The sequence below is a fragment of the Flavobacterium sp. DG1-102-2 genome, assembly GCF_033042555.1.
Taxonomy (GTDB): Bacteria; Bacteroidota; Bacteroidia; order Flavobacteriales; family Flavobacteriaceae; genus Flavobacterium.
The window spans coordinates 107,907-129,155 of the sequence record NZ_JAWLIK010000006.1; the positions used below are offsets into that span (position 1 = coordinate 107,907).

General features: G+C 40.0%; 22 protein-coding genes and 1 riboswitch. Of the genes, 10 read left to right on the forward strand and 12 right to left on the reverse strand.

Annotated features, from left to right (window positions below; genetic code table 11):
* Positions 1-151 precede the first annotated feature (151 nt).
* Together R1T16_RS10525 and R1T16_RS10530 are read right to left on the reverse strand one after the other, a co-directional pair.
* A complete protein-coding gene (locus R1T16_RS10525) occupies positions 152-331 on the reverse strand; it encodes a hypothetical protein (protein ID WP_317501061.1) in 180 nt (59 codons plus the stop codon).
* A gap of 80 nt (positions 332-411) precedes the next feature.
* Positions 412-1,260 (reverse strand): helix-turn-helix domain-containing protein, encoded by an 849-nt coding sequence (locus tag R1T16_RS10530; RefSeq protein WP_317501062.1) that lies wholly within the window; start codon positions 1,258-1,260, stop codon positions 412-414.
* Between the two features lie 277 nt (positions 1,261-1,537).
* On the opposite strand from R1T16_RS10530, the gene R1T16_RS10535 reads away from it, so the two are divergent.
* The 3 genes from R1T16_RS10535 (at position 1,538) to R1T16_RS10545 (ending at position 4,888) form a co-directional block, all read left to right on the forward strand.
* Positions 1,538-1,957, forward strand: coding sequence for a hypothetical protein (locus R1T16_RS10535; protein WP_317501063.1), 420 nt, complete (start codon positions 1,538-1,540; stop codon positions 1,955-1,957).
* Between the two features lie 210 nt (positions 1,958-2,167).
* Complete coding sequence (locus tag R1T16_RS10540; RefSeq protein WP_317501064.1) at positions 2,168-4,411, forward strand: TonB-dependent receptor; 2,244 nt, start codon at positions 2,168-2,170, stop codon at positions 4,409-4,411.
* Positions 4,412-4,438: 27 nt separating this feature from the next.
* Complete coding sequence (locus R1T16_RS10545) at positions 4,439-4,888, forward strand: thioredoxin family protein (RefSeq protein WP_317501065.1); 450 nt, start codon at positions 4,439-4,441, stop codon at positions 4,886-4,888.
* A 291-nt stretch (positions 4,889-5,179) separates the two neighbouring features.
* On the opposite strand, the gene R1T16_RS10550 is transcribed toward R1T16_RS10545, so the two are convergent.
* The 4 genes from R1T16_RS10550 to R1T16_RS10565 form a co-directional block, all read right to left on the reverse strand.
* Positions 5,180-5,566, reverse strand: coding sequence for an acyl-CoA thioesterase (locus R1T16_RS10550; protein WP_317501066.1), 387 nt, complete (start codon positions 5,564-5,566; stop codon positions 5,180-5,182).
* Positions 5,567-5,570: 4 nt separating this feature from the next.
* A complete protein-coding gene (locus R1T16_RS10555; protein WP_317501067.1) occupies positions 5,571-6,575 on the reverse strand; it encodes a beta-ketoacyl-ACP synthase III in 1,005 nt (334 codons plus the stop codon).
* Between the two features lie 80 nt (positions 6,576-6,655).
* The gene (locus R1T16_RS10560; RefSeq protein WP_317501068.1) at positions 6,656-6,784 is read right to left on the reverse strand and encodes a hypothetical protein; all 129 of its coding nucleotides are present in this window, start codon (positions 6,782-6,784) and stop codon (positions 6,656-6,658) included.
* A gap of 135 nt (positions 6,785-6,919) precedes the next feature.
* A riboswitch (cobalamin riboswitch) is annotated at positions 6,920-7,112 on the reverse strand.
* Between the two features lie 105 nt (positions 7,113-7,217).
* Complete coding sequence (locus R1T16_RS10565) at positions 7,218-9,632, reverse strand: outer membrane beta-barrel family protein (protein ID WP_317501069.1); 2,415 nt, start codon at positions 9,630-9,632, stop codon at positions 7,218-7,220.
* Positions 9,633-9,784: 152 nt separating this feature from the next.
* On the opposite strand from R1T16_RS10565, the gene R1T16_RS10570 reads away from it, so the two are divergent.
* Positions 9,785-11,131 carry a HAMP domain-containing sensor histidine kinase gene (locus R1T16_RS10570; protein WP_317501070.1) on the forward strand — a complete coding sequence of 449 codons (1,347 nt, stop codon included), beginning with the start codon at positions 9,785-9,787 and terminating at the stop codon, positions 11,129-11,131.
* The gene (locus R1T16_RS10575; RefSeq protein ID WP_317501071.1) at positions 11,128-11,820 is read left to right on the forward strand and encodes a response regulator transcription factor; all 693 of its coding nucleotides are present in this window, start codon (positions 11,128-11,130) and stop codon (positions 11,818-11,820) included. The genes R1T16_RS10570 and R1T16_RS10575 overlap by 4 nt, the downstream gene beginning before the upstream one ends.
* A gap of 94 nt (positions 11,821-11,914) precedes the next feature.
* Here R1T16_RS10575 and R1T16_RS10580 read toward each other — a convergent pair whose 3' ends face one another.
* Positions 11,915-12,880, reverse strand: a complete 966-nt coding sequence (locus tag R1T16_RS10580; protein ID WP_317501072.1) for a GlxA family transcriptional regulator — start codon at positions 12,878-12,880, stop codon at positions 11,915-11,917.
* A gap of 199 nt (positions 12,881-13,079) precedes the next feature.
* Between R1T16_RS10580 and R1T16_RS10585 the strand changes: the two genes are divergently transcribed.
* From R1T16_RS10585 to R1T16_RS10605, 5 genes are read left to right on the forward strand one after another with little or no spacing between them, the layout of a single operon-like run.
* Complete coding sequence (locus R1T16_RS10585; protein WP_317501073.1) at positions 13,080-13,505, forward strand: DoxX family protein; 426 nt, start codon at positions 13,080-13,082, stop codon at positions 13,503-13,505.
* A 3-nt stretch (positions 13,506-13,508) separates the two neighbouring features.
* The gene (locus tag R1T16_RS10590) at positions 13,509-14,033 is read left to right on the forward strand and encodes an SRPBCC family protein (RefSeq protein WP_317501074.1); all 525 of its coding nucleotides are present in this window, start codon (positions 13,509-13,511) and stop codon (positions 14,031-14,033) included.
* Between the two features lie 27 nt (positions 14,034-14,060).
* Complete coding sequence (locus R1T16_RS10595; protein WP_317501075.1) at positions 14,061-14,489, forward strand: VOC family protein; 429 nt, start codon at positions 14,061-14,063, stop codon at positions 14,487-14,489.
* Between the two features lie 17 nt (positions 14,490-14,506).
* Positions 14,507-14,890 carry a VOC family protein gene (locus R1T16_RS10600; RefSeq protein ID WP_317501076.1) on the forward strand — a complete coding sequence of 128 codons (384 nt, stop codon included), beginning with the start codon at positions 14,507-14,509 and terminating at the stop codon, positions 14,888-14,890.
* A 52-nt stretch (positions 14,891-14,942) separates the two neighbouring features.
* Complete coding sequence (locus tag R1T16_RS10605; protein ID WP_317501077.1) at positions 14,943-15,446, forward strand: DinB family protein; 504 nt, start codon at positions 14,943-14,945, stop codon at positions 15,444-15,446.
* A gap of 57 nt (positions 15,447-15,503) precedes the next feature.
* Here the strand turns inward: R1T16_RS10605 and R1T16_RS10610 are convergent, their stop codons facing one another.
* From R1T16_RS10610 to R1T16_RS10630, 5 genes are all read right to left on the reverse strand, one after another.
* Positions 15,504-15,923: a hypothetical protein gene (locus R1T16_RS10610; protein WP_317501078.1), complete on the reverse strand. Its 420-nt coding sequence runs from the start codon at positions 15,921-15,923 to the stop codon at positions 15,504-15,506.
* Between the two features lie 171 nt (positions 15,924-16,094).
* Complete coding sequence (gene kynU, locus R1T16_RS10615) at positions 16,095-17,378, reverse strand: kynureninase (protein ID WP_317501079.1); 1,284 nt, start codon at positions 17,376-17,378, stop codon at positions 16,095-16,097.
* 61 nt (positions 17,379-17,439) lie between these two features.
* The gene (locus R1T16_RS10620; RefSeq protein WP_317501080.1) at positions 17,440-18,483 is read right to left on the reverse strand and encodes an adenylate/guanylate cyclase domain-containing protein; all 1,044 of its coding nucleotides are present in this window, start codon (positions 18,481-18,483) and stop codon (positions 17,440-17,442) included.
* The gene (locus R1T16_RS10625; protein ID WP_317501081.1) at positions 18,476-18,859 is read right to left on the reverse strand and encodes a response regulator; all 384 of its coding nucleotides are present in this window, start codon (positions 18,857-18,859) and stop codon (positions 18,476-18,478) included. Before R1T16_RS10625 ends, R1T16_RS10620 begins: the two co-directional genes overlap by 8 nt.
* An 81-nt stretch (positions 18,860-18,940) precedes the next feature.
* Positions 18,941-21,043 (reverse strand): ATP-binding protein, encoded by a 2,103-nt coding sequence (locus R1T16_RS10630; protein WP_317501082.1) that lies wholly within the window; start codon positions 21,041-21,043, stop codon positions 18,941-18,943.
* Positions 21,044-21,249 lie beyond the last annotated feature (206 nt).

Here is a 21,249-nt window from a genome sequence, read left to right on the forward strand (position 1 = left end):
AAAAAATGTTAAAGCAAAAGCCTCTCCCTCTATGCAATAATATCGGTATTCCCTGAAAAGGTAAGTAATAGTATCTGTTACAATAACGACTGGACAAATTGCAGTACTGTATCTATGAACGCTGCAACGATTAATAATAGCTTTACCATACTTATTGTTTTTTAGGAGCAGTAGCGATATGCTTATGATTTATAAAAAGTGTTATCATAGAACCAAATATTAAAAATTGGTACAGTTTCACATCAAACAAAACATCTGCAAAATATCCAATAAGCAGGCATATAGTAAGCGATAAAACAAATACTTTAAAATGATTGCGTGTAAGTTTCATAATTATACAGTTTAAAGGTTGATGATACAAATATCTAAATCTTTACCTGTTAAAAATTGTAAAATTGGGACATCGGTATATTAATCTTCAAAATTCCAGTACGTCTCCTGGGTACCCAGTTTAGTAAGCTTTGAGAGCAATGTTTTTGGAGATTGCTGTGTGACCGATTTAAAGTGCTTTATATAATGTGCCTGGTCATAATACAGGCTGTACAGAGCAACATCGGTAAGAGTAGCCTCCTGCCCAGCCTGAAGCGAGTAGTTAAGGGCATTGCGAAACATAACCATCTTCTTGTATTCCTCTACACTACAGCATAAATGTTTTTTAAATAACCTCAGCAGCGTTTTACGGTTTACATTGAGCATTTCAGAAAGCTCCTCAACCTTTACAGAACCATTGGTGTTAAGTATTTCCTGCACTGCTTTTTTAACTGTAGGTTCTTCAAACCCGGTGTAAGTACCTTTAAAAAACAAATCCAGGAGCAATGCTTTTTTTTCAGTATCCGTTTCAGAATATACTTTTTCAAGTGCCTGTATAAAAGGATCGCTAAAACATTCAAACTTATTTACAGCCCTGTCAAAGAAGTCACCAAGTCCGGCTTCAATAAAATGATTTAGCCCAAGAGGATTAAACACAATCCCAATTTTATTAAAAATACCATTAAGCTGTACCTTAAAATTCGTCGCGGTATTTATAGAGTAAAAGCACGAAATGGCGTCTTCTTTTGAAGGCAGTACTAAAGACCCATCATCTGTAAGGCTCACGTCTGATCCTTTGTAAATAGTAATGGCGTGTTTGTAATTAGGGTAAAAGAAAAAGTTTTTATGAAAGGCTGCATCATGGGATACATGAAAATAATAGTAGTCAACATACCTGGCTACTACATCGTCGTTTGGTTTTACCGTTATAAAGTCACCTTTTGAACCCACTCCTTAAATCGCTTTCATGAATCGTAAAAATAAACAATCCATTTGTTCTTCGTCGAGATAAAATGCCATTACATCATATTATTATCAATTTTTAAATACAGTTCAGTATAATTTAAGCATTTTTAAAAAACACAGCTATTTATGCATCAAAACAACATTGTTAAAATTTTGTTTGCGCTTACACCAACGTATTGTTTTTTAATACATTTCGACACCAATTAACTAATTATTAAAACTTAAGGAAATGAAAAAAATTATTTTACTCCTGTCACTAACGTTGACGGTTATCCTGACATCATGCTCGAATGAAGAGGGTACAGCATCAAATCCGTCTGATGTTCAAACGAACGGAAGGGTGTATAAAACAAAGGAAGAACCCGTAGTTGGTTCGACAGTTGAAGTAATAGAGGAAGAAACTTACTTTGAAAACATAATTGAGCCACAGGTTGGAGAAATCTATGACGTTATAGGTGATGACATAAACGACAAAGCAACCTACGGGAAGCCTGTAAAACTAAAAGTTATCTGCAAAAGAAGGTCAATTGGCAACGAGCCGGGCGACTATGTGGGTGTAGGCATAGATGCCGGCGGCAATCATTGGTATATGATATGGGATTACTCTTTAAACCCCGATATGACATATACTTTAAAACTCACCGGACATAAAATAGGTCCGGGAGGAGAATATCCTTGCTGATTGATAAAAAGTGTAAGAATTTTAAAACCTTCATTATGAAGGTTTTTTTTATTTCGATAAAATCCGCCATACCGGTTCTTAAATGTTATTTTTTAATCCAACGTCAAATTAAAATTAGAGTTTTCGAATAATAAATTAAAATAAACTTAAAAATAATTTTTAGATTAGACTAAATTTATAATTTTGCAATACTAATTATAGATTTAGATAATGAAAAACTACTTTAAGATAGTACTGTTATTTGCCACGTTGCCACTGTTCTCCCAAAACGGAAACATTAAAGGAAAAATAACGCAGAACAATGAACCCGTTTCGGCAGTGAGTATAATCATAATGCCGGTGGGAACATCTCTTGCTGCCGATAACGACGGAAATTATGAAATTAAGAATCTGCCGTATGGCAGTTACGAGATTATATTCAGTTCTGTGGGATTAAGGACCGAGCGTAAAAAAATTACGGTAAACAAACCGGAAACAGTTAGTAACATAGCGCTTATTGATGAAAGCCAGGTTATGGACGAAGTAGTGGTTACCGGAACAATGAAGGAAATAAGCCGTACTGAAAGCCCGATACCTGTAGAAATAATTACACCTAAACTCTTTAAAAAGAATCCTACCGCCAGCTTATTCGAAGCTGTAGGCATGATCAACGGTGTTATGCCACAGTTAAACTGTAACGTGTGCAACACTGGAGATATTCACATTAACGGGATGGAAGGCCCCTACACACTTATACTTATTGATGGTATGCCTATAGTAAGTGCACTGTCTACAGTTTATGGCCTTAGCGGAATCCCTAACAGCCTTGTAGAGCGTATAGAAGTGGTTAAAGGTCCTGCATCGTCGCTATATGGGTCTGAAGCCATGGGTGGAATCATCAATGTAATTACCAAAACCCCGACCAAAGCACCTGTTGTGAGTGCCGATTATTTTATGACCAGCTGGGGCGAAATAAGCCTTGACGGGGCTGTGAAGATAAAAGCGGGATCGGCTACTTCGCTACTGGGGGTAAACTATTTTAAGTATGGCGTGCGCGCCGATAAAAATGGTGACAATTTTACCGATGTTACCCAGCAGGATCGCATCTCCATATTCAACAAATGGAATTTTGACCGTAAAGAAAACAGACTGTTTAGTCTTGCAGCGCGTTATGTGTATGAAGACCGCTGGGGTGGCGAGATGAACTGGGATAAAAAATTTCGTGGTAGCGACAGTATTTATGGCGAAAGCATTTATACCAAACGTGCCGAAGTAATAGGCCTTTACCAACTCCCTACAACTGAAAGGATATTCACACAGTTCTCTTACAACTGGCATGACCAAAATTCATATTACGGCACTACTCCCTATATGGCTACGCAGCAGGTAGGTTTTATACAGGCATATTGGGACAAACAGTTTGGCAATGACCATAACTTTCTTTTAGGGGCAGCAATGCGCTATACCCATTATGACGACAATACTCCTGCAACCGCAAATGCCGATGGCACTACCAACGAACCTCAAAAAACACCGCTCCCTGGTATATTCATCCAGGATGAATGGACGCTTAATGAAAAACACAAAGTACTGGGAGGCTACCGTTTTGATTACGACAAAAATCACAGCGGCGTGCATTCGCCAAGGGTGGCCTATAAGTTTTCACCCAACCAGAATAATATTGTACGGGCAAGTTTTGGTACTGGTTTCAGGGTGGTAAACCTTTTTACCGAAGACCATGCTGCGCTTACCGGCGCACGTGATGTGGTAATTACCGAAGCGCTTAAACCGGAACGTTCCTTTAACGGTAACCTTAACTATGTTCTTAAAGTACCTACCGATTTTGCTTTTATAAATTTTGACATTACCGGGTTCTACTCCTATTTTACCAATAAGATTGTGGGAGATTTTGACACCGACCCCACCAAAATTATTTATGACAATCTGAAAGGCCATGCTATATCACAGGGTGTTTCTCTGAATACCGATGTAACATTTACTTTTCCGTTAAAAGTACTTGCCGGGATATCCTACATGGATGTTTTCCAGATCGAGGACAAAGGTTTTGGCGATGAGAGGACGCAGCAGCTGCACGCCCCTAAATGGTCAGGTAACTTTGTGGCAACCTACAGCTTTCGCAATAACTATAGCATAGATGCTACCGGTAACTGGTACGGACCGATGCGCCTGCCTATATTACCTAACGATTACAGGCCTGAGTATTCGCCGTGGTTTTGCACTGCAAATATTCAGTTTACCAAAAAATTTGATTACGGCCTGGAGATTTACTGCGGTATGAAAAACGTATTCGATTTTGTACCTAAAGATCCGCTTATGCGCCCGTTTGACCCGTTTAATAAAAATGCAGACGACCCGGTAAACAACCCTAACGGGTATACATTTGACACCAGTTATAATTATGCATCAATGCAGGGACGACGTGTATATTTAGGGATGCGCTATAATTTGTTTTAATTTAGTGAACGCAAGAAGTGGATCATCATGAAAAAACTATTCTTCACATCAATACTGCTCACAACCGTTTGCTTTGGCTACGCCCAAAAAAATTATGTTGTATCGTTTACTGAACTTCCGCAAAAGATGGCTAAAGAACCACGTCCTGTCATTATAAAAATGCATACTAATTGGTGTGGGGTTTGCCGACTTCAGGACAGGCAGGTTGAAAAAGACAAAGACCTCCAAAAGCTGTTAGCCAACAGCTATTATTACATAGAATTTAATGCAGAATCACAAGAAAAGATAGTTTTTAACGGAAAAGAATATTCGTTTATCCCAAATGGTACAGGCGGCATTAATGGCTTGGCTACGGCATTAACCGATACAAAAAGCTCCTATCCTGAATGGGTATTTCTGTCGGCAGATTACAAAGTTATATCACACTATAACGGCCTGCTTAAAAGTAACGATTTAATTGGTTTATTATCGCCTTAAAAATATAAAACCCCGCTGTTGCGGGGTTCTATATGACAGTAATTACCAGTTACTATCAAACCAATTTACCAACGTCCGTGATGGACACTACTACACAAACTTTAATTTTATTCAAACCAAACGGCTCTACCCAATAAAGAGCCGAAGGAATCGTAAAACATCATTTGATTTCGGTTACAAATATAGCGCCCCATATGTTAATATTTTCTTACACAAATACAAAAGTTCTTATAAAATAAAAGCGGCCATCTCAAAAAGATGGCCGCTTTGTCTGCACAATGTTTTAGTAATTTATTTGTTGATGGCTACCGGTTCTTTATTTTCATTGATAGCAACAAAAGTAAATTCTCCTGTAATGGCTTTTTCCCTGTTTGTAGAATACATGTCTTCAACATATATCTCAACATGCACTTTCATACTTGTATTACCTATATGGGTTACTTTGCCTATAAGTTCTGCAAAAGTACCTGCAGGTATAGGTTTTTTAAAGTCAATACGGTCGCTGCTTACCGTAACCACCCTCTGCCTGCTGAAACGTGTTGCCGTTATAAAGGCAACCTCATCCATTAAGTGCATTGCTGCTCCCCCAAAAAGGGTATCGTAGTGGTTTGTCGTGTTAGGAAACACTGCTTTAAAAATATGCGTTTCTGCCGCGTCAATCTTTTGTTCTAATGTCATGTTTTTATTTTTTGTTTCTGAGCTCTCCCCACACTATGCAGGTACTGCCCCAGGTAAAACCGGCTCCAAACGCTGTTAGCAATAGTTTGTCTCCCGGTTTAAAATCGTTATTGAAGTCCCACAAACAAAGTGGCAGTGTGGCCGCAGTGGTGTTTCCGTAGCGCTGGATGTTTACTTTTACCTTCTCTTTTGCCACGCCAAGGTTCTCTCCTACAGAATCTATGATCCTTAAGTTGGCCTGATGCGGCACTACCCAATCAATATCGTTTGTAGTAAGGTTTAGTTTTGCAAGAAGTTCTTTACTGGTGCTTGTCATGCCATTAATGGCATTTTTAAACACCGTACGCCCATCCTGTATAACAGAGTGCCTCTTACCGTTTATAGTTTCTATAGATGTACCCTCGGCAGATCCTCCTGCAGGAACAGAAAGGAACTGAACCCCATTACCATCTGATTTATATACTGTATCAAGAACAGCAGCATTATCTGTAGAAGGTTCAAGAAGCACTACTCCCGCCCCATCGCCAAAAAGCACGCAGGTATTACGATCTTCATAATTCACTATGGCACTCATTTTATCTGCCCCTACAAGCAATACCTTTTTATGCCTGCCGCTCTCTATAAATGATGCGGCTACAGACAGCGCATAAAGAAATCCGCTGCAAGCTGCATTAAAGTCAAAGCCCCAGGCGTTTTTTAATCCTGCCTTACTGGCAGCAAGAGGCGCTGTAGGTGCCAGATTATGATCGGGTGTAGAGGTTGCGAGTATCACAACTTCTATCTCATCCGGGTTAATCCCCGTGTTTTCAAGAAGGTTTTGTATGGCATAAGCCGCCATGTCAGACGTTGCCTTACCATCCCCTAAAATTCTTCGTTCTTTTATGCCTGTGCGTGAAGTAATCCATTCATCAGATGTGTCTACCATTCTTTCAAGGGTAGCATTATCAAGTATCGTATCCGGTACGTAACCCCCAACTGCAGTAATAGCTGCATTTATTTTGGAACTCATATATTGTCTTATATTATCAACTAAAATTATTTGTGCCATAATCGTGCCCAAATAATTATTTTTTAACCGCAGCGCCAGTTTTAAACTGAACTCTTCAGGTTTCTTTCGGGGTACACCTTGAGCCGCAGCCTGTTTGTTTTTTTATTTGCAGTAATTTCCGGTTCCTGCCATTTACCGTTTTCGGGGTAGCCCAAACTGTTTGTGAACATAATTTTGCTTTTAAAGAATTAATACATCAGTTAAAAGCCCTTTTGCTCATTTCACAATGCCTTAAGAAGTAACGATTGCTGTAAGGCGCAGGTATCCCGGCCAAAATAGAAACCAATTGCTTCAAACCGCGAAAGCATTGTCAAGTAAGTAATGGCAGGTCTCCTGACTTGTGCCGTTTTTACCGTCCTTCCCATACCCCTGTACAGTGAACATAAAATTGGTAAAAACTGTGGTGTGGCACTTACAGTTGCGCGACAGTTCGTGATTTGCACACGATTCCCTCTTTAATTTTGGCTTTCGCCGAAAACCATTCCCGTTTGAAAGAAATTAAGTAAAGAACTTATTTGAGTGCAAATATACCAACTATAATTAACAAAAAAGCCTGCACATACCGATATTGGCTGTACAGGCAACTAACGCAAACGATATTGTTTATAAACGTTTTTGCTCATCTGTGGTATCACGGGTCTTCCCTTCACCCAGTTTCTGGTTACCGAAACGGTACCTGAAAAACACCCTGAAACTCTGCGAATCGCCATAATTATTGTAGGTGCTGTACTGGTTACCGTAACGGGTGGTAACGGTTTGCCTTTCTCCCCTATAGATATCAGACAGTAAAACACCTGCCTCTGCATTTTTATTCAAGAATACCTTTTTAACCGACATGGACAGGCTGGATATATCCGTCAGTTTATAAGCACCCTGCACTGCGGGCGACATATAGAAGAAATCAAATTCTGCCAGCAGGTCCTTATTCTTATTTAAGGTAAAACGGCTGTTGGCACTTGCATAAACAGTCCATTGGTTTATAACCTGCATGCCGCCGTCTGCTCCCTGAAATGTATTTTCCTGATAGCCTATAGTACTCATAGTGCCGGCCTCCCACCACTCAAAAAACTGAATATTGGTGTTAAATTCGAGGCCCAACGACACATTTCGCCTTATGTTGGTATATTTCGCTATAACTGTACTTGTTGCATAGTCCTGATAGATCACTTCAGATGCAGGATCTTTTTCGTAGCGGTAAAAAAGGTCAAAATTATATTTTTGCTTTAGCGTATACTGGAGGCTAAAGTTATGTGTAATTGCAGGCTGTAACCTTGGGTCTCCTGTAGAATATGAATAGGGCGTGTTGTAGGACCTGAAAGGATTGAGTGCGCTGTATTGCGGCCTTACAATACGCTTACCATACGACAGTCCTATCTGGTGATTATCTGAAACCTTGTACATAGCATACGCCGATGGAAAAAGCTTAAAATAATCCTGCCTGTTCACTTCCTGCGTTGTAACTGAATTTCCTTCCAGTTTGGTATGCTCCCCACGAAGCCCTGCCTTAAAATCCCATTTTCCAAATTCGCGTTCTGCTCCTATGTAGCCGGCCAGTATGTCCTCGTCATACAAAAATCTGTTTGAAAGATCTAAAACTGTTGATGGTATACCGTTAATGGCATTTTCATAATCAAAGATGTTCTTTGCGCTTACATTACCATAACGCATCCCGGCTTCAAGTGTCGTTTCTCCTGCTTTTCCGTTATAATCTCCTTGAACGGAAAACAGCGTTATCCTGCGGGTATCGTTACTGCCAATATCCTGAAAGCCATGCGGTGCGGTATCTGGCAGCGAGAACTGCGCAGCAATATCCTGATTCTGATTGATATAATGCTGCGTATAATCAGACGATACTATTATTTTATTATTACTGTCAAATTTATGTTCAAGCGATCCTGTAAGCGTGCTGTTCTTTGCCGGATAATTTCTACGGTTGCGTGTAGTGTACAGCGAGTCGAGCTGGCCTGAACCGTTGTAAATAGACGTAGGCGTATCAATCAGGGCGGTACTCTTAAGGCTTGAAAAACCGTTAAATCCTGCCGATACTGTGTTTAGCGTATCTATGGCATATTCTGCGCTTATGTTGTAACTGTTTTGCTGTGTAGCCCTGTAGTTAGCCTTTTCTTTACTCTTCCATATCGATGTTATTTGGTTATCTTCCGGGTTAGAGTAGCGTACTTCTCCCTTGCTTTCACTATAATAATGACCCGAGCCAAACATATAACCTCCAAAAACGGTAAGTTTCTTATTTTTAAAATAATGGTTGGTCGCTACTACACCCTTTGGGTACATAGACTGTACATAAGCACCTGATAGCGAGCCTTTGTAACCGCCGCTTACATTTTTCTTCATTTTGATATTCAGTACCGCACTGCCCTGCGCCTCATATTTAGCAGGTGGTGTCGTGATCACTTCTACCGATTTTATATTATCGCCATCAGTGTTTTCAAGCAGGTTTTTAAGTTCCGTCCCTGTAAGATATACCTTTTTGTCATTTATAGTAACGAGTATGCCGCCGCTGCCGCGAATGGATATTCCGTCGCCTACCACATTTACACCCGGTGTTTTCTTAACTATTTCCCATGCGTTTGAAGAAGACAAAATTGAATTCTCCACCTCAAACTCCAGACGGTCAATTTTACGTTTTACGATTGGTCTTTTTTGGGTAATAACCACATTTTCCAATTCTTTACTACCTGTTACCATCGTAATATCAGGAAGCACTACATCTGCAACAATAGTACGTGATGTAGTATAATTTTCAAAACCAACAGTACTAACTGTAAGGATATAATTGCCGGGATGTATATTTGTAATTTCAAAATGCCCGCTTTCATCTGTAAATGCCGTTTTTACAACTGTAGAATCCTGTACAGATTTAAAAACAACATCGGCAAATGCCAATGGTTGCTTTGCGGTGTCGTACACATTGCCCGATACAACCGGATCCTGTGCCATACAGGCCGCTCCAATTACGATGAAGATGAATGATAAAAGTCGTTTTTTGATTAAACTCATGATGATTGATTTGACGATGATGATGAGGCAAATCTCTGCAATTGTTTTAAATCTATCGGTTAATGCTAGGTTAACGACAGGTTAATGCGTGTAGCAGCGCTACTTTCAATACAATAATAGTATAGTTTTGTACCTTGCATATATAAATAACCATGAAGCGGAAAATAGCATTTCTTATTACCGGATGCATCCTTACTGTTGTGGCACTTGCCATTATACAGGCTTACTTTATTTACAATACTTATCTGCTCAAAGCGAAAGAAGCTAATGCAGCCATTACCGAAGAATTACTTGAAATAGAGACTACGGGTAAGTTAGATACCTTAAATGCCTGCTGGATGGGTAAGACTAAAAGTTTTATCAACGGCTATTACGATCATAAGGGAACAAAAGAAGAGTATAAAAACCTCATTAAAAAAGTATCGGATTCGCTATCCGCAGTAATGAGCGGATACATTAATAAAAATGCAATCTTCGAAGAATATGAAGTGAGCTACATTAATTATTTGCAGTCTGTAGTAGTGTATAGAAATAAAATACCTGATACGCTTTTTAAAGGCAAAATGGTTTTATACGGCAACAATACTGCTCACGCAGACGAAACGGCTGCATCTCAGTCTACCTGGCGTGACAAAACAGATGACACAGACATTAACAGCCTACAAGGATACGGGCTGGAGGTTGTTTCACAGCGTTATTACAGCATTGCAAATTGGGAGCATCAGATATACATCAAAATGATCGGCCTTCTCATTTTTTCTGTCCTGCTCCTCAGTTTTGTAGTCATCCTTTTTTACCTTTCCATTAAAAACCTTATCACGCAAAAGAAAATTGCCGAGATAAAGACCGATTTCATCAACAATATAACACACGAATTCCAAACGCCGCTGGCTGCCATGGATATCGCCGTAAAAACCCTTCGCAAGAAAGATGACGGACTTACCGCCGAGCATCTTAACCTTTCGCTGGATATCATAGACAGGCAGAACATACGGATGCAAAAGTTGTTTGCCCAGGTTAGTGAAGCTTCGCTCACTAATGGTGAGATAACACCTATTACTGCAGAACCTTTACAAAACAGCAGCCTTGAGGAAATACTGAATGATTTTAAGCTGTCGCACCCCGGAGTTGTCATAAAGCAGACAGATACAGCAGCATCACTGCATATAGACCGCTTCCACTTTTCAACTATCCTTATAAACCTGCTGGACAATGCTGTAAAATACAATGCAAATGTTATTACGTTAACCCTTACGACAAAAGGCAACGGCACAATAGTAAGTGTAAAAGACAATGGCATGGGCATCCCCAAAAAAGAACAGAAAGCTATATTTGAAAAATTTTACCGTGTCCAGAAAGGTAACGTTCACACTACTAAAGGACTTGGGCTTGGCTTATATTATGTACAGCAGGTTGTAAAAGCATATAACGGTAACATTACCGTAAACAGCGGTGAAGGCGACGGATCTGAATTTGTTATTTTAATTCCCCAGCCATGAAGCACATACTATTAGCCGAAGACGATTTTGACTACGCCAGCATATTGCGCCAGTATCTTGAGATATCAGGATTTACAGTTACCTGGGCTAAAGACGGGATAGAAGGGCTTAGCCTTTTTGATCAAGCAAAGCCGGACATTTGTGTGTTTGATGTTATGATGCCGCGCATGGACGGTTTTACGCTTGCAGAAAAAATTATAGCAAACAATCCTGAAACCCCAATAGTATTCCTCACTGCAAAGGGAATGAAGGAAGACAAGATACGCGGCCTCAAACTAGGTGCCGACGATTATGTAGTAAAACCTTTTGAAGCTGATGAACTAATACTTCGCATTAACAACATTATAAAGCGTTCGCAGCGTTCTTATGCTCCTTCAACAATTGTGACGGGGAGCATTGCAATCGGAGCCTATGCTTTTGACAGTGCTAATTTTTCATTACGCCATAAAGACCTCCTTTATCGCATTACAGAAAAGGAAGCGCATCTTATACATTACCTGTTTGCTAACAGGAACCGAATCATTAAACGTGACGAGATACTGACCGAAATTTGGGGTAGCGACGATTTTTTTTCAGGCCGGAGTATGGATGTATTCATCAGCCGCCTGAGAAAGTACTTTAGCGAAGATGCGGCCATAGCTATAAACAGCTACCGCGGACTCGGACTGGAATTTAAGATTGAAAATTAGATTTGAATTTTAGATCTTTTGACTGTTGGATTGTTGGATTATCAGATTGCCCGATTTATAGAATAAGCAAACGATCTAAATATAGAATAATCTGTTAAACCATTTGCCCGCTAAATTTTTCACGGTACATTTTTGGCGTCATGCCTACATTTTTCTTAAACAGGCTGCGGAATGTCTTCAGGTCATTATACCCTGATTCCAACATAACTTCCAGTATGCTGTGGCGTGATTGTTCCAGCATTTGCTTGGCTGCTTCTATACGTGTTTTCTGAAGGTATTCTATAGGTGTTATACCGGTAACCTGCTTAAAACGGCGCACCAGGTTACGCCTGCTGGCAGGAACATCAGTAATAAGTTCTTCAATAGTAGTAGCTGTGCTAAAGTGCTTACGAATTTCTTCCTGTGCCTGTTTCACGATGTCGTCACCATGGTCTTCGGCAGGCGTAAATGTGCCAAAATACGTCTGCCTGTTTCGGTCAAGGTCAATCGAAAAGCTCTTAGCTGCCTTTACGGCTATTTTTTTACTGCAGTAAATCTCGAGCAGCAGCATTAGTAAATGAAACGTATTGGTCGCCCCGCCGCTTGTATAAACCCTGTCCTGTTCGGTGACAACAGCTTCCGCCTGAAGCTGCACTAAAGGAAATAGTTTTGCAAAAGCGCTTTCAGCATTAATATGAGTGGTGGCAGGCTTATTGTCCAGTAATCCCGAGGCACCAAGTAAAAATGCACCGGTACAAAAACTGGCTACAGCAGCTCCTCCTTTGTACTGATTTTGCAGCCAGGGAATCCACATCATGTTTGCTTTTAACGATTCTCCAATTGCATCTCCTGTAAAAGAAGGCACAAGGATAAGGTCATAAAAATCATCTTTGCCGGGATGTTTGGCAACCCGTCCGGGATATGCTACATCTTCATGGCCTTCAAGTTGAAGCAGCTCAATGGTAAAAGGCTCTGCCTGGCCATCTTCGCTATAAAAGCGGTTGGCGGTTTCAAATACATCAAGTACGGCCGCTGCACTAAGCAGGCGATGGTCTTTTAGCAGTAATATCCCTAGTTGCATAGCAGTAAAATTAGTAAGCATAACAAATATACTTTTTTTGTCTTAAACGCCCCCTTAGGTTGACTTTTTATCACAGCTTATTAATAAAATTCTTAACTTAACTTTGTATTAGAGCCTTACAGTAAAGATATTTATAAAACAACAGTTAATAATTTAACAAAAACCTAATTAGGTAATAATCAACAAAACAATCAAATTTATGAAAACACTTACCAGCCCCGTTTCGCTAAACACCGATTTTGCTACCCTTTTACTACGGCTCGTTTTTGGGGGAATGTTTATTTACCACGGCTATCCAAAACTTGCAAACTATGATCAGATGGTGCAAATGTTTGGCGACCCTATAGGTATAGGCAATGAACTATCAGTAATACTTACCATTTTTGGAGAATTCGTTTGCGGTATATTAATTGTTCTGGGCTTATTTACACGCTTTGCCGTTGTGCCGGTATTCATTACAATGCTTGTTGCTTATTTTGTTGCTCACGGCAAAGACGAGTTTACTGTTAAGATGCTCCCTTTTGTATATCTTTTTTTAAGCGTGATAATCTTTATCCTTGGCAGCGGGAAATATTCTGTTGACGCAGCATTATTTAAAAAAACCAGTAACAACCCTACCAGATAATTTATGACTACTATACTCATCATTCTGGCAGTAGTTATACTGCTGCCACTTATCATTGCGCTATTTATCCCGAAAGATTACAGGGTAGAAAAGCATACCATAATAAACAGGTCAAAACATGTTGTTTTTGACTATATAAAATACATAAAGAACCAGGACTATTATAATAAATGGGTTATGACCGACCCAAATATGAAAAAAACATTTACAGGGACTGATGGCACTATAGGTTTTATATATGCCTGGAACGGTAATAAAAAAGCCGGTGAAGGCGAAAATGAAATTACAGGCCTGACTGATGGCGAGCGCATTACCACAGAAATACGCTTTGTAAGGCCTTTTAAAACTATAGGGCATACCTACATGGCTGTCGAGGCCGATAGTGAACACGGTACCAAAATTACATGGGGAATGACAGGCCGCAGCCCCTACCCGCTTAACCTTATGACCTCTTTAATGCAGGGCGCGCTGGGTAATGATCTTTCGGTAAGCCTTAACAACCTTAAAAAGATATTGGAAAGCAGGTAAACAAACAATCAATTAATCTAAATACTTATGACAGCTTTAAATCCTTATCTCAACTTTAACGGCAATACCGAAGAAGTCTTTAATTTTTACCGAAGTGTTTTTGGCGGAGAATTTGCCATGCTGATGCGTTTTGGCGATACTCCCGGCTGTGAAGATATGCCTGAAACAGAAAAAGACGGCATTATGCACATAGCCCTGCCAATTGGAAACAATGTAATAATGGGCACCGATGTTCCAAAATCTATGGAGCAGGTAACAACAGGTACAAACTTGTCTATCTCTGTTCATCTAAGCAGCCGTGAAGAAGCTGATCGTGTGTATAACGGACTCAGTACCGGCGGAAAAGCAACCATGCCCATGAACGATATGTTTTGGGGCGATTACTACGGCATGCTTACCGATAAATTCGACATCCAGTGGATGGTAAGCTTTAACCCTAAAATGCAGCAGCAGTAAACTTAAAAATAAAAGCTATGTTTAAAGATAGTAAAGCATTCAGTGGGTATTCAGTAGATGATACCATAAAAGCACAGGCATTTTATCATGGCATATTAGGCCTTGAAACAAAAGTAGCAATGGAGGGAATGATACTGCAACTGCATATTAACGGAGGGAATCCTGTTATGCTTTATGAAAAGACTAATCATGAGCCGGCAACCTTTACAGTGCTTAATTTCCCGGTGGCAGATATAGAAAAAGCTGTCGCGGGACTTAAGAGTAAAGGCGTTGTTTTTGAAAGCTACGACCTGCCTGGCCTCAAAACGGATAAAGATAATATCTCACGAGAAAACGGCGGACCTAAGATTGCCTGGTTTAAAGATCCTGCTGGCAATATAGTATCGGTACTTGAAGAATAACGTTTCATTTTGCCCCGAATACAAAATCAATCATCAATCAAAACGAACAATTATGCCGCAACAAATCATTAATCAATTGGAAAACGCTTTAGGAGATACACTGGTAATTCTTTCTTCTATTCCGGAAGAAAAATTAAACAGCGTTCCTTTTAAAGGCAGCTGGACAGCCGCACAGGTGTGCAGGCACATTTTTAAATCAGAGGATGGTATAGACCAGCTATTTAATGCCCCGGCACCGCTCGCCGACAGAAATCCTGCCGAACGTGCAGCAGAGTACAAAAACATCCTGCTGGATTATGAAAAAAAGATGACATCTCCTGACTATCTTGTTCCTGAAAACATAGCTTTTGAAAAAGAGAAGCTCAAAGCCGATCTTGAGCAGGCAAAAGAAAAGGTAATGAAAGCGGTATCAGATGCAAATTTCAATGAAGTACCAACGCTCGAGAAAGATAACCCGTTGCAGGGTAGCACTAAACTTGAACTGATACATTTTTTAGCATACCATACGATAAGGCACAACCATCAGCTGAAAACTATAAAAGAGAAGCTTAATTAACAAACCAGTGACAACTCCAGTTAAGGTAATAGCTAAAGTTGTCACTGCTGTTTTATATTATTTAGTAACCGAAAAACCGTAACTGATAGATGCAGAGCCTTCGGCAGGTACCACGCCTTCCTGATGGCGCGCCTGAACGCCGTCAAGGTAAATGTAAAGATCATAATGAACCTCGGTATTTGCTGTCCCTGTAAAATCTACATTCATTAGGGCTTCAAAAGGCATTTCTACAGATTGAGCTTTCTGCCAGGTAAGCAATGACTGGTACTGCTCATTTGCAGCAATCATTTGTCCTGTAGGGTCTTTATAAGTAATTTTTGATATAACAGATCTGTCTACTACAATCTTATAACTGATATCTACAATTGAGGCAAGTGCTGTACGTTCATTATCACCGTCAGGGCTGCATGATGATGAAGTAAATAAAAGCGGGAGCATTAGTAAAAACGGTAATGCATTTTGTAAAATTCTTTTCATGTTTTGGGGGATTATTTGAAAATTAACTATTTGCCGCGAAATTAACTAATTTTAACATACGTAAAAAATGAAAGAGCGGTTTAGAAGAACAATTTTAATCCGGTCGTTTTCCATTGCTATTCCAAAAAAAAAAATCCTCACTTAGCAGTGAGGATCTTGATATCTAAGACTTTACTTTTTGTGTGATAAAATCCCTTGTTTAAGAACCTGGCCAAACTCATACATATCTTCAAAAGAACAGTACAAAGGTACCGGCGCAAGGCGTATAACGTTAGGCTCCCTCCAGTCGGTAATTACGCCGTTTTTCATAAGATAATCAAACAATGACCTTCCCTCTCCATGAAGGAATACCGATATCTGGCTTGCCCTCTCTGACGGGTTAGATGGTGTTATAACCTCAAAATTTCCGTTTATTTCCTTATCAATTTCGTGAAGTATAAATTCAAGGTAAGCTGTAATATGGTCACGCTTCGCTATAAGTGCCGGCATGCCTACTTCATCAAACATTTCTACAGATGCCAGGTAAGGCGCCAGAGATAACACAGGAAGGCAGCTTACCTGCCAACCGCTTGCCCCGCGGATTGGGTCAAACTTAGGCTCCATGAGGAAACGTCGTTCTTTGTTTTGTCCCCACCATCCTGCAAAACGGTTAAGATCCATATCGTTATGATGCATTTCATGTATAAACGCACCGGAAGCGTTACCCGGACCTGAATTCATGTATTTGTAACTGCACCATGCCGCAAAATCCACATTCCAGTCGTGCAGTTCCAGTTTTATATTTCCCGCGGCATGCGCAAGATCCCAGCCTACATAAGCACCGGCATCCTGGCCTGCTTCGGTAATCGTTTTCATGTCAAACACCTGGCCTGTGTAGTAATTTACACCACCCATAAGCACAAGAGCAAGCTCATCGCCTACCTCGTTAATCTTTTCAAGAACGTCTTCAAGACGAATGTTATGCTCTCCCGGCCTTCTCTTAATTTCTACTATTGTATCTTCAGGTTCAAGTCCGTGGAATTTAACCTGGCTCTGTATCATGTATTGATCACTCGGAAAAGCCTTCTCCTCGCAGATGATCTTGAATCTTTTAGCCGTTGGGTTATAAAAGGTAACCATCATAAGGTGAAGGTTAACTGTAAGCGTGTTCATTACCGTAACTTCAGATGGTAACGAGCCAACCACTTTACTAAGTGGTGCAGCAAAGCGCTCATGATAGTCCCACCATGGCTTATCGGCATAAAAATGGCCTTCTACTGCCAGTTTAGCCCAGTCGTCCATAATTTCATCAACATAAGCTTTAGTCCTTTTAGGCTGAAGCCCAAGGGAATTGCCCGTAAAATATATTACCTGTTTGCCGTTTACGTGAGGAAAATGGAACTCGTCCCTGTATTTAGCCAGTTTGTCTTTGGCATCAAGCTGTTGTGCGTATTCGCGCGTATTTTGAAAATCCATTGTAGTTTGTTTGTTGTGCGGTAAAAGTAAGGAATAATTAAAAAAACATAAAGTTTTTTATTTATTCAATAACCTCGTAGGCAGCTATTGGGTTGGCTTTATTCTTTAATGTAAAATCGCCAACAGGATTACAGCTGAATGATTCTTTTGCTTTTAGGTACACCTCTTCTGTGATGAGTATCTGACCCGGTTTTGCAGCGCTCTGCAAACGCTGTGCAAGGTTTACCACATCGCCAATTACGGTATAGTCAAGCCTCTTTAATGATGCCGATCCTATGTTGCCTGATACCATTTCCCCACTGTTTATACCTATAGAAACCTGAGGCTTATATAAAATTTCGCCAAGTTTTACCTCGGCAGCTTTTTCTATTTGAGAACGTACTGCAAGTGCTGCATCAATGGCGCGGTCCATGTGGAAATCACCCCTAAATACCGCCATAACCGCATCGCCCATAAATTTATCAACGTGGCCGTTCTGCCCTATTACTTCACCTACAATCTTATCAAAAATACTGTTAAGCAGATTTACGACTTCATTGGCCGGAGCTCTTTCGGTTATGGATGTAAATCCGCAAACGTCAATAAAAAGAACAGAAGCGTCAAGTACTTCATTTTTAAGAAGCGAGTTTTCAAACTCCTTGTGCGCCATAAAGTTGAGCACATTCTCGTCTACATACATTTTAAGGATATTGTTTTCCTTAATAGCTCTAACCGTATCCTGCATCTGTTTTACATACACAGCCGTTTTTTCTATGGTTAGCTCAAGGTCTTCAAAGTCGACCGGCTTTACCACAAAGTCAAAAGCGCCGCGATTCATCGCCGTACGGATATTCTGCATATCGCCATAAGCCGAAACCACTACAGCTTTAAGCACAGGGTTAACCTCTGCCAGCCTTGTAAGAAGTGTAAGCCCATCCATTACAGGCATATTGATATCGCTTAATACTACAGAAAGGTCTGGGTGTTCGCTAATCTTAACCAGCGCCTCTTCGCCATTTTGCGCAAACACAAATTCGTAAATATTTTCGCGTATCTTTTTACGAAACTTTTGTTTTACCAGTATCTCTAAATCGGCTTCATCGTCTACGACGAGTATCTTAGTCATGGTGTGGTAAGTTTTTTAATTTTTCTTTTAAAAGTGTAAAATCGAGGGGCTTTGTCAAAAAATCATCAGCCCCATTGTCCATAGCCTGGTTATAGTTTTCATCATCGCCATAGGCCGTAACCATCATCACTACAGGCGACGGGTGATGATAATTTTCTCGTATCGTACCTAACAGCTGTATGCCGCTCATTCCTGGCATATTGATATCAGACAGGATAAGAACTACTTCATTATGTTTATCATGCAGGTATTCCAGTGCTTCTTCGCCCGAAAGGGCAAAATCAAAATCCACTTCCCCGCTTTTTATTTCTTTTCTAAAACGCTGTAAAAAAAGCGACTGCACATCGGCCTCGTCGTCTACTACAAGTATTTTCATATTGTTCAGGTATTACAGCGAATTACCTTTTAAAAAGGACAAACGCTAATATACTATTTTAAAAACTTCAACTACTTATTATCAATCCTTTTTAAGGGTAATGACAAACTCCGAAAATTCTCCCTCAACAGAATTTATATCTATGCTGCCGCCATGCCCTTTTACGATAATGTCATAACTAAGCGACAGTCCCAGTCCCGTACCCTCACCTGTCGGCTTGGTCGTAAAGAACGGCTGCAATATCTTATCCTTTATTTCATCAGGAATACCGGTACCATTATCTTTAATCTTTATAATTATATTGCTATCATCCTGCGAAGTTGTAACAGAAAGGGTGGGCATAAAATCCTTGCCCTCCTTTTTTTGCCTTTGCTGGGTTGCATAGAATGCATTGGTAAACATATTCAGTAACACACGGCCTACATCCTGCCCTATAATGGCAGCTTTTGGCAGGTTTCCATCAAATTCTGTCACCATTTTGGCATTAAAGCTTTTGTCTTTCGCACGAAGCCCGTGATAAGCAAGGCGAAGGTATTCGTCTGCAAGAGTGTTTATGTCTGTAGGTTCTTTTTGCCCCGATGATGCCCTGCTGTGCTGCAGCATACCTTTTACAATACCATCTGCCCTGCGGCCGTGGTGGGCAATTTTTTCGAGGTTTTGTTTTATATCACCTGCTAAAGCTAACGCCTCTTGGGTGTCACCTTTTTGCAATTCTTCCTCCATCTCTTCTATCAGCTCAACGCTCACATCACTAAAGTTGTTTACAAAATTCAACGGGTTTTGAATTTCGTGTGCAATACCGGCAGTAAGCTCTCCGAGCGAAGCCATTTTTTCCGATTGTATAAGCTGGTTTTGTGTCTGCTTAAGGTCTTCCAGCGATTGTCGCAGTTCAGCCGTACGTTCGTTTACCTCCCTTTGCAGCTCTTCTTTTTGCTGTGCAATAAGACGGGTACGTTCTTCTTCTTTTTCCAGTGCGGCTCTTGCATTGGCAATCTGCAGTGATTTAAAACGGGCGAACATTCCCCATGAAAGTACCAGAATAGTCCACATACCAAACGTTGTAATTACCCAGTCCATTTGTACTATTACAGCAATGATAGGGCTTACCATAAATGGAATTGCTGCAATGACAAAAAGCCTTGCTTCCTTATCGTTTTTACGTAATAAAGATATGATCATTACTATTGCCGCAACGACAAAGGCAATGGTTACCAAAGACATGATACCTATAATAACAAATAAAAATATAATGAGATTAAGCTGGTAGGCGATATAAATAAGCACACCTGCTAACCCTATTGTTATAGAAGAATACACCAGGAATTTATCCCATCCCGGAAAATGTATGCTTACCCTGAAAAAATAACGCACTGTATGGATAAGCATCACGATGAACCCAATTATGGTAAATGCCATAAATGCAGGATAGCCTGTCCTTAACTCATCAAACAGCAATGACGAAAAAACATTTTCTGCGAGCAGGAGTGCCGAAAATAATAATGTGAAAGAATAAACAAGATAAACCCTTTCTCTGTTTACATAATAAAAAAACAGGTTAAAAACTACTGCAAAAAATATAAAACCAAAAAAGCCAAAAGACAAAACATCATCTGTTTCATAATTATGCTTTTCTTTATAATAATAATCTATCACTTTAAGATAATCTCCAATCTCCGGAGATATACCTGTAAAAAAAGTCATTTGACCCAGATCTGTGTATACCTTTATTTCTTCGCCTGCTCCGATAGTATATTTTATTTCTGAAATTTGCCGTATACCATTTCGTTTACTCCATGGCACCATATTTCCGCTTACAAAATGCTCCCACTTACCATTTTTAAATACATGAACATTTTCATTTGGTGTACTTGCTACGAATGTAATAATATGAGGTGTAGGCGACCCATTCTTTAGCCTGTAACGTGTCCAAATATGCGAAACACCTCCAACGTTAGATACATTTCCGGTTGCAGAATATGCGAATTTTTGCATATTTTCCTGCTTTACAATATCCTTTAACTTAAGGAGATTCTCCCCTGTGTTAATATACTGCCAGTTTTTACTTGGTACACCCTGCCTAAAAATTAACGAATCGGCATTTATCACATACGGCTCCGGCCAGTTTTCCTGTGCCTGTAATGGCAAAAAGCCCAATAAGAGCAGAATAAGCAATAGTCTTTTCATAGATTGTAATTGGTTAAACGATGTTTGGCACGCATCATTTTTGGTTTGGTTCTGTTAGCCTGAGGATAATTTCTGCATCCTTTGATTAACCATGGCAAGCTACAAAATTTTTGTTAAAAATTTCAATTTTACCACATCACAAAACCGATACAAAAAAACATAGTATACATTTTAAGATATGAGATGCAAACATAAAAAAAGCGGCC

What these genes read in the sequence shown, in the direction of transcription:
- R1T16_RS10525 (WP_317501061.1), bottom strand. Translation starts at nt 331, where the DNA reads ATGAAACTTACACGCAATCATTTTAAAGTATTTGTTTTATCGCTTACT.
- R1T16_RS10625 (WP_317501081.1), bottom strand. Translation starts at nt 18,859, where the DNA reads ATGAAAATACTTGTAGTAGACGACGAGGCCGATGTGCAGTCGCTTTTT.
- R1T16_RS10585 (WP_317501073.1), top strand. Translation starts at nt 13,080, where the DNA reads ATGAAAACACTTACCAGCCCCGTTTCGCTAAACACCGATTTTGCTACC.
- R1T16_RS10580 (WP_317501072.1), bottom strand. Translation starts at nt 12,880, where the DNA reads ATGCAACTAGGGATATTACTGCTAAAAGACCATCGCCTGCTTAGTGCA.
- R1T16_RS10560 (WP_317501068.1), bottom strand. Translation starts at nt 6,784, where the DNA reads ATGTTCACAAACAGTTTGGGCTACCCCGAAAACGGTAAATGGCAGGAA.
- R1T16_RS10575 (WP_317501071.1), top strand. Translation starts at nt 11,128, where the DNA reads ATGAAGCACATACTATTAGCCGAAGACGATTTTGACTACGCCAGCATA.
- R1T16_RS10540 (WP_317501064.1), top strand. Translation starts at nt 2,168, where the DNA reads ATGAAAAACTACTTTAAGATAGTACTGTTATTTGCCACGTTGCCACTG.
- R1T16_RS10600 (WP_317501076.1), top strand. Translation starts at nt 14,507, where the DNA reads ATGTTTAAAGATAGTAAAGCATTCAGTGGGTATTCAGTAGATGATACC.
- R1T16_RS10610 (WP_317501078.1), bottom strand. Translation starts at nt 15,923, where the DNA reads ATGAAAAGAATTTTACAAAATGCATTACCGTTTTTACTAATGCTCCCG.
- R1T16_RS10620 (WP_317501080.1), bottom strand. Translation starts at nt 18,483, where the DNA reads ATGACTAAGATACTCGTCGTAGACGATGAAGCCGATTTAGAGATACTG.
- R1T16_RS10550 (WP_317501066.1), bottom strand. Translation starts at nt 5,566, where the DNA reads ATGACATTAGAACAAAAGATTGACGCGGCAGAAACGCATATTTTTAAA.
- R1T16_RS10545 (WP_317501065.1), top strand. Translation starts at nt 4,439, where the DNA reads ATGAAAAAACTATTCTTCACATCAATACTGCTCACAACCGTTTGCTTT.
- R1T16_RS10555 (WP_317501067.1), bottom strand. Translation starts at nt 6,575, where the DNA reads ATGAGTTCCAAAATAAATGCAGCTATTACTGCAGTTGGGGGTTACGTA.
- R1T16_RS10570 (WP_317501070.1), top strand. Translation starts at nt 9,785, where the DNA reads ATGAAGCGGAAAATAGCATTTCTTATTACCGGATGCATCCTTACTGTT.
- R1T16_RS10595 (WP_317501075.1), top strand. Translation starts at nt 14,061, where the DNA reads ATGACAGCTTTAAATCCTTATCTCAACTTTAACGGCAATACCGAAGAA.
- R1T16_RS10565 (WP_317501069.1), bottom strand. Translation starts at nt 9,632, where the DNA reads ATGAGTTTAATCAAAAAACGACTTTTATCATTCATCTTCATCGTAATT.
- R1T16_RS10605 (WP_317501077.1), top strand. Translation starts at nt 14,943, where the DNA reads ATGCCGCAACAAATCATTAATCAATTGGAAAACGCTTTAGGAGATACA.
- kynU (WP_317501079.1), bottom strand. Translation starts at nt 17,378, where the DNA reads ATGGATTTTCAAAATACGCGCGAATACGCACAACAGCTTGATGCCAAA.
- R1T16_RS10590 (WP_317501074.1), top strand. Translation starts at nt 13,509, where the DNA reads ATGACTACTATACTCATCATTCTGGCAGTAGTTATACTGCTGCCACTT.
- R1T16_RS10630 (WP_317501082.1), bottom strand. Translation starts at nt 21,043, where the DNA reads ATGAAAAGACTATTGCTTATTCTGCTCTTATTGGGCTTTTTGCCATTA.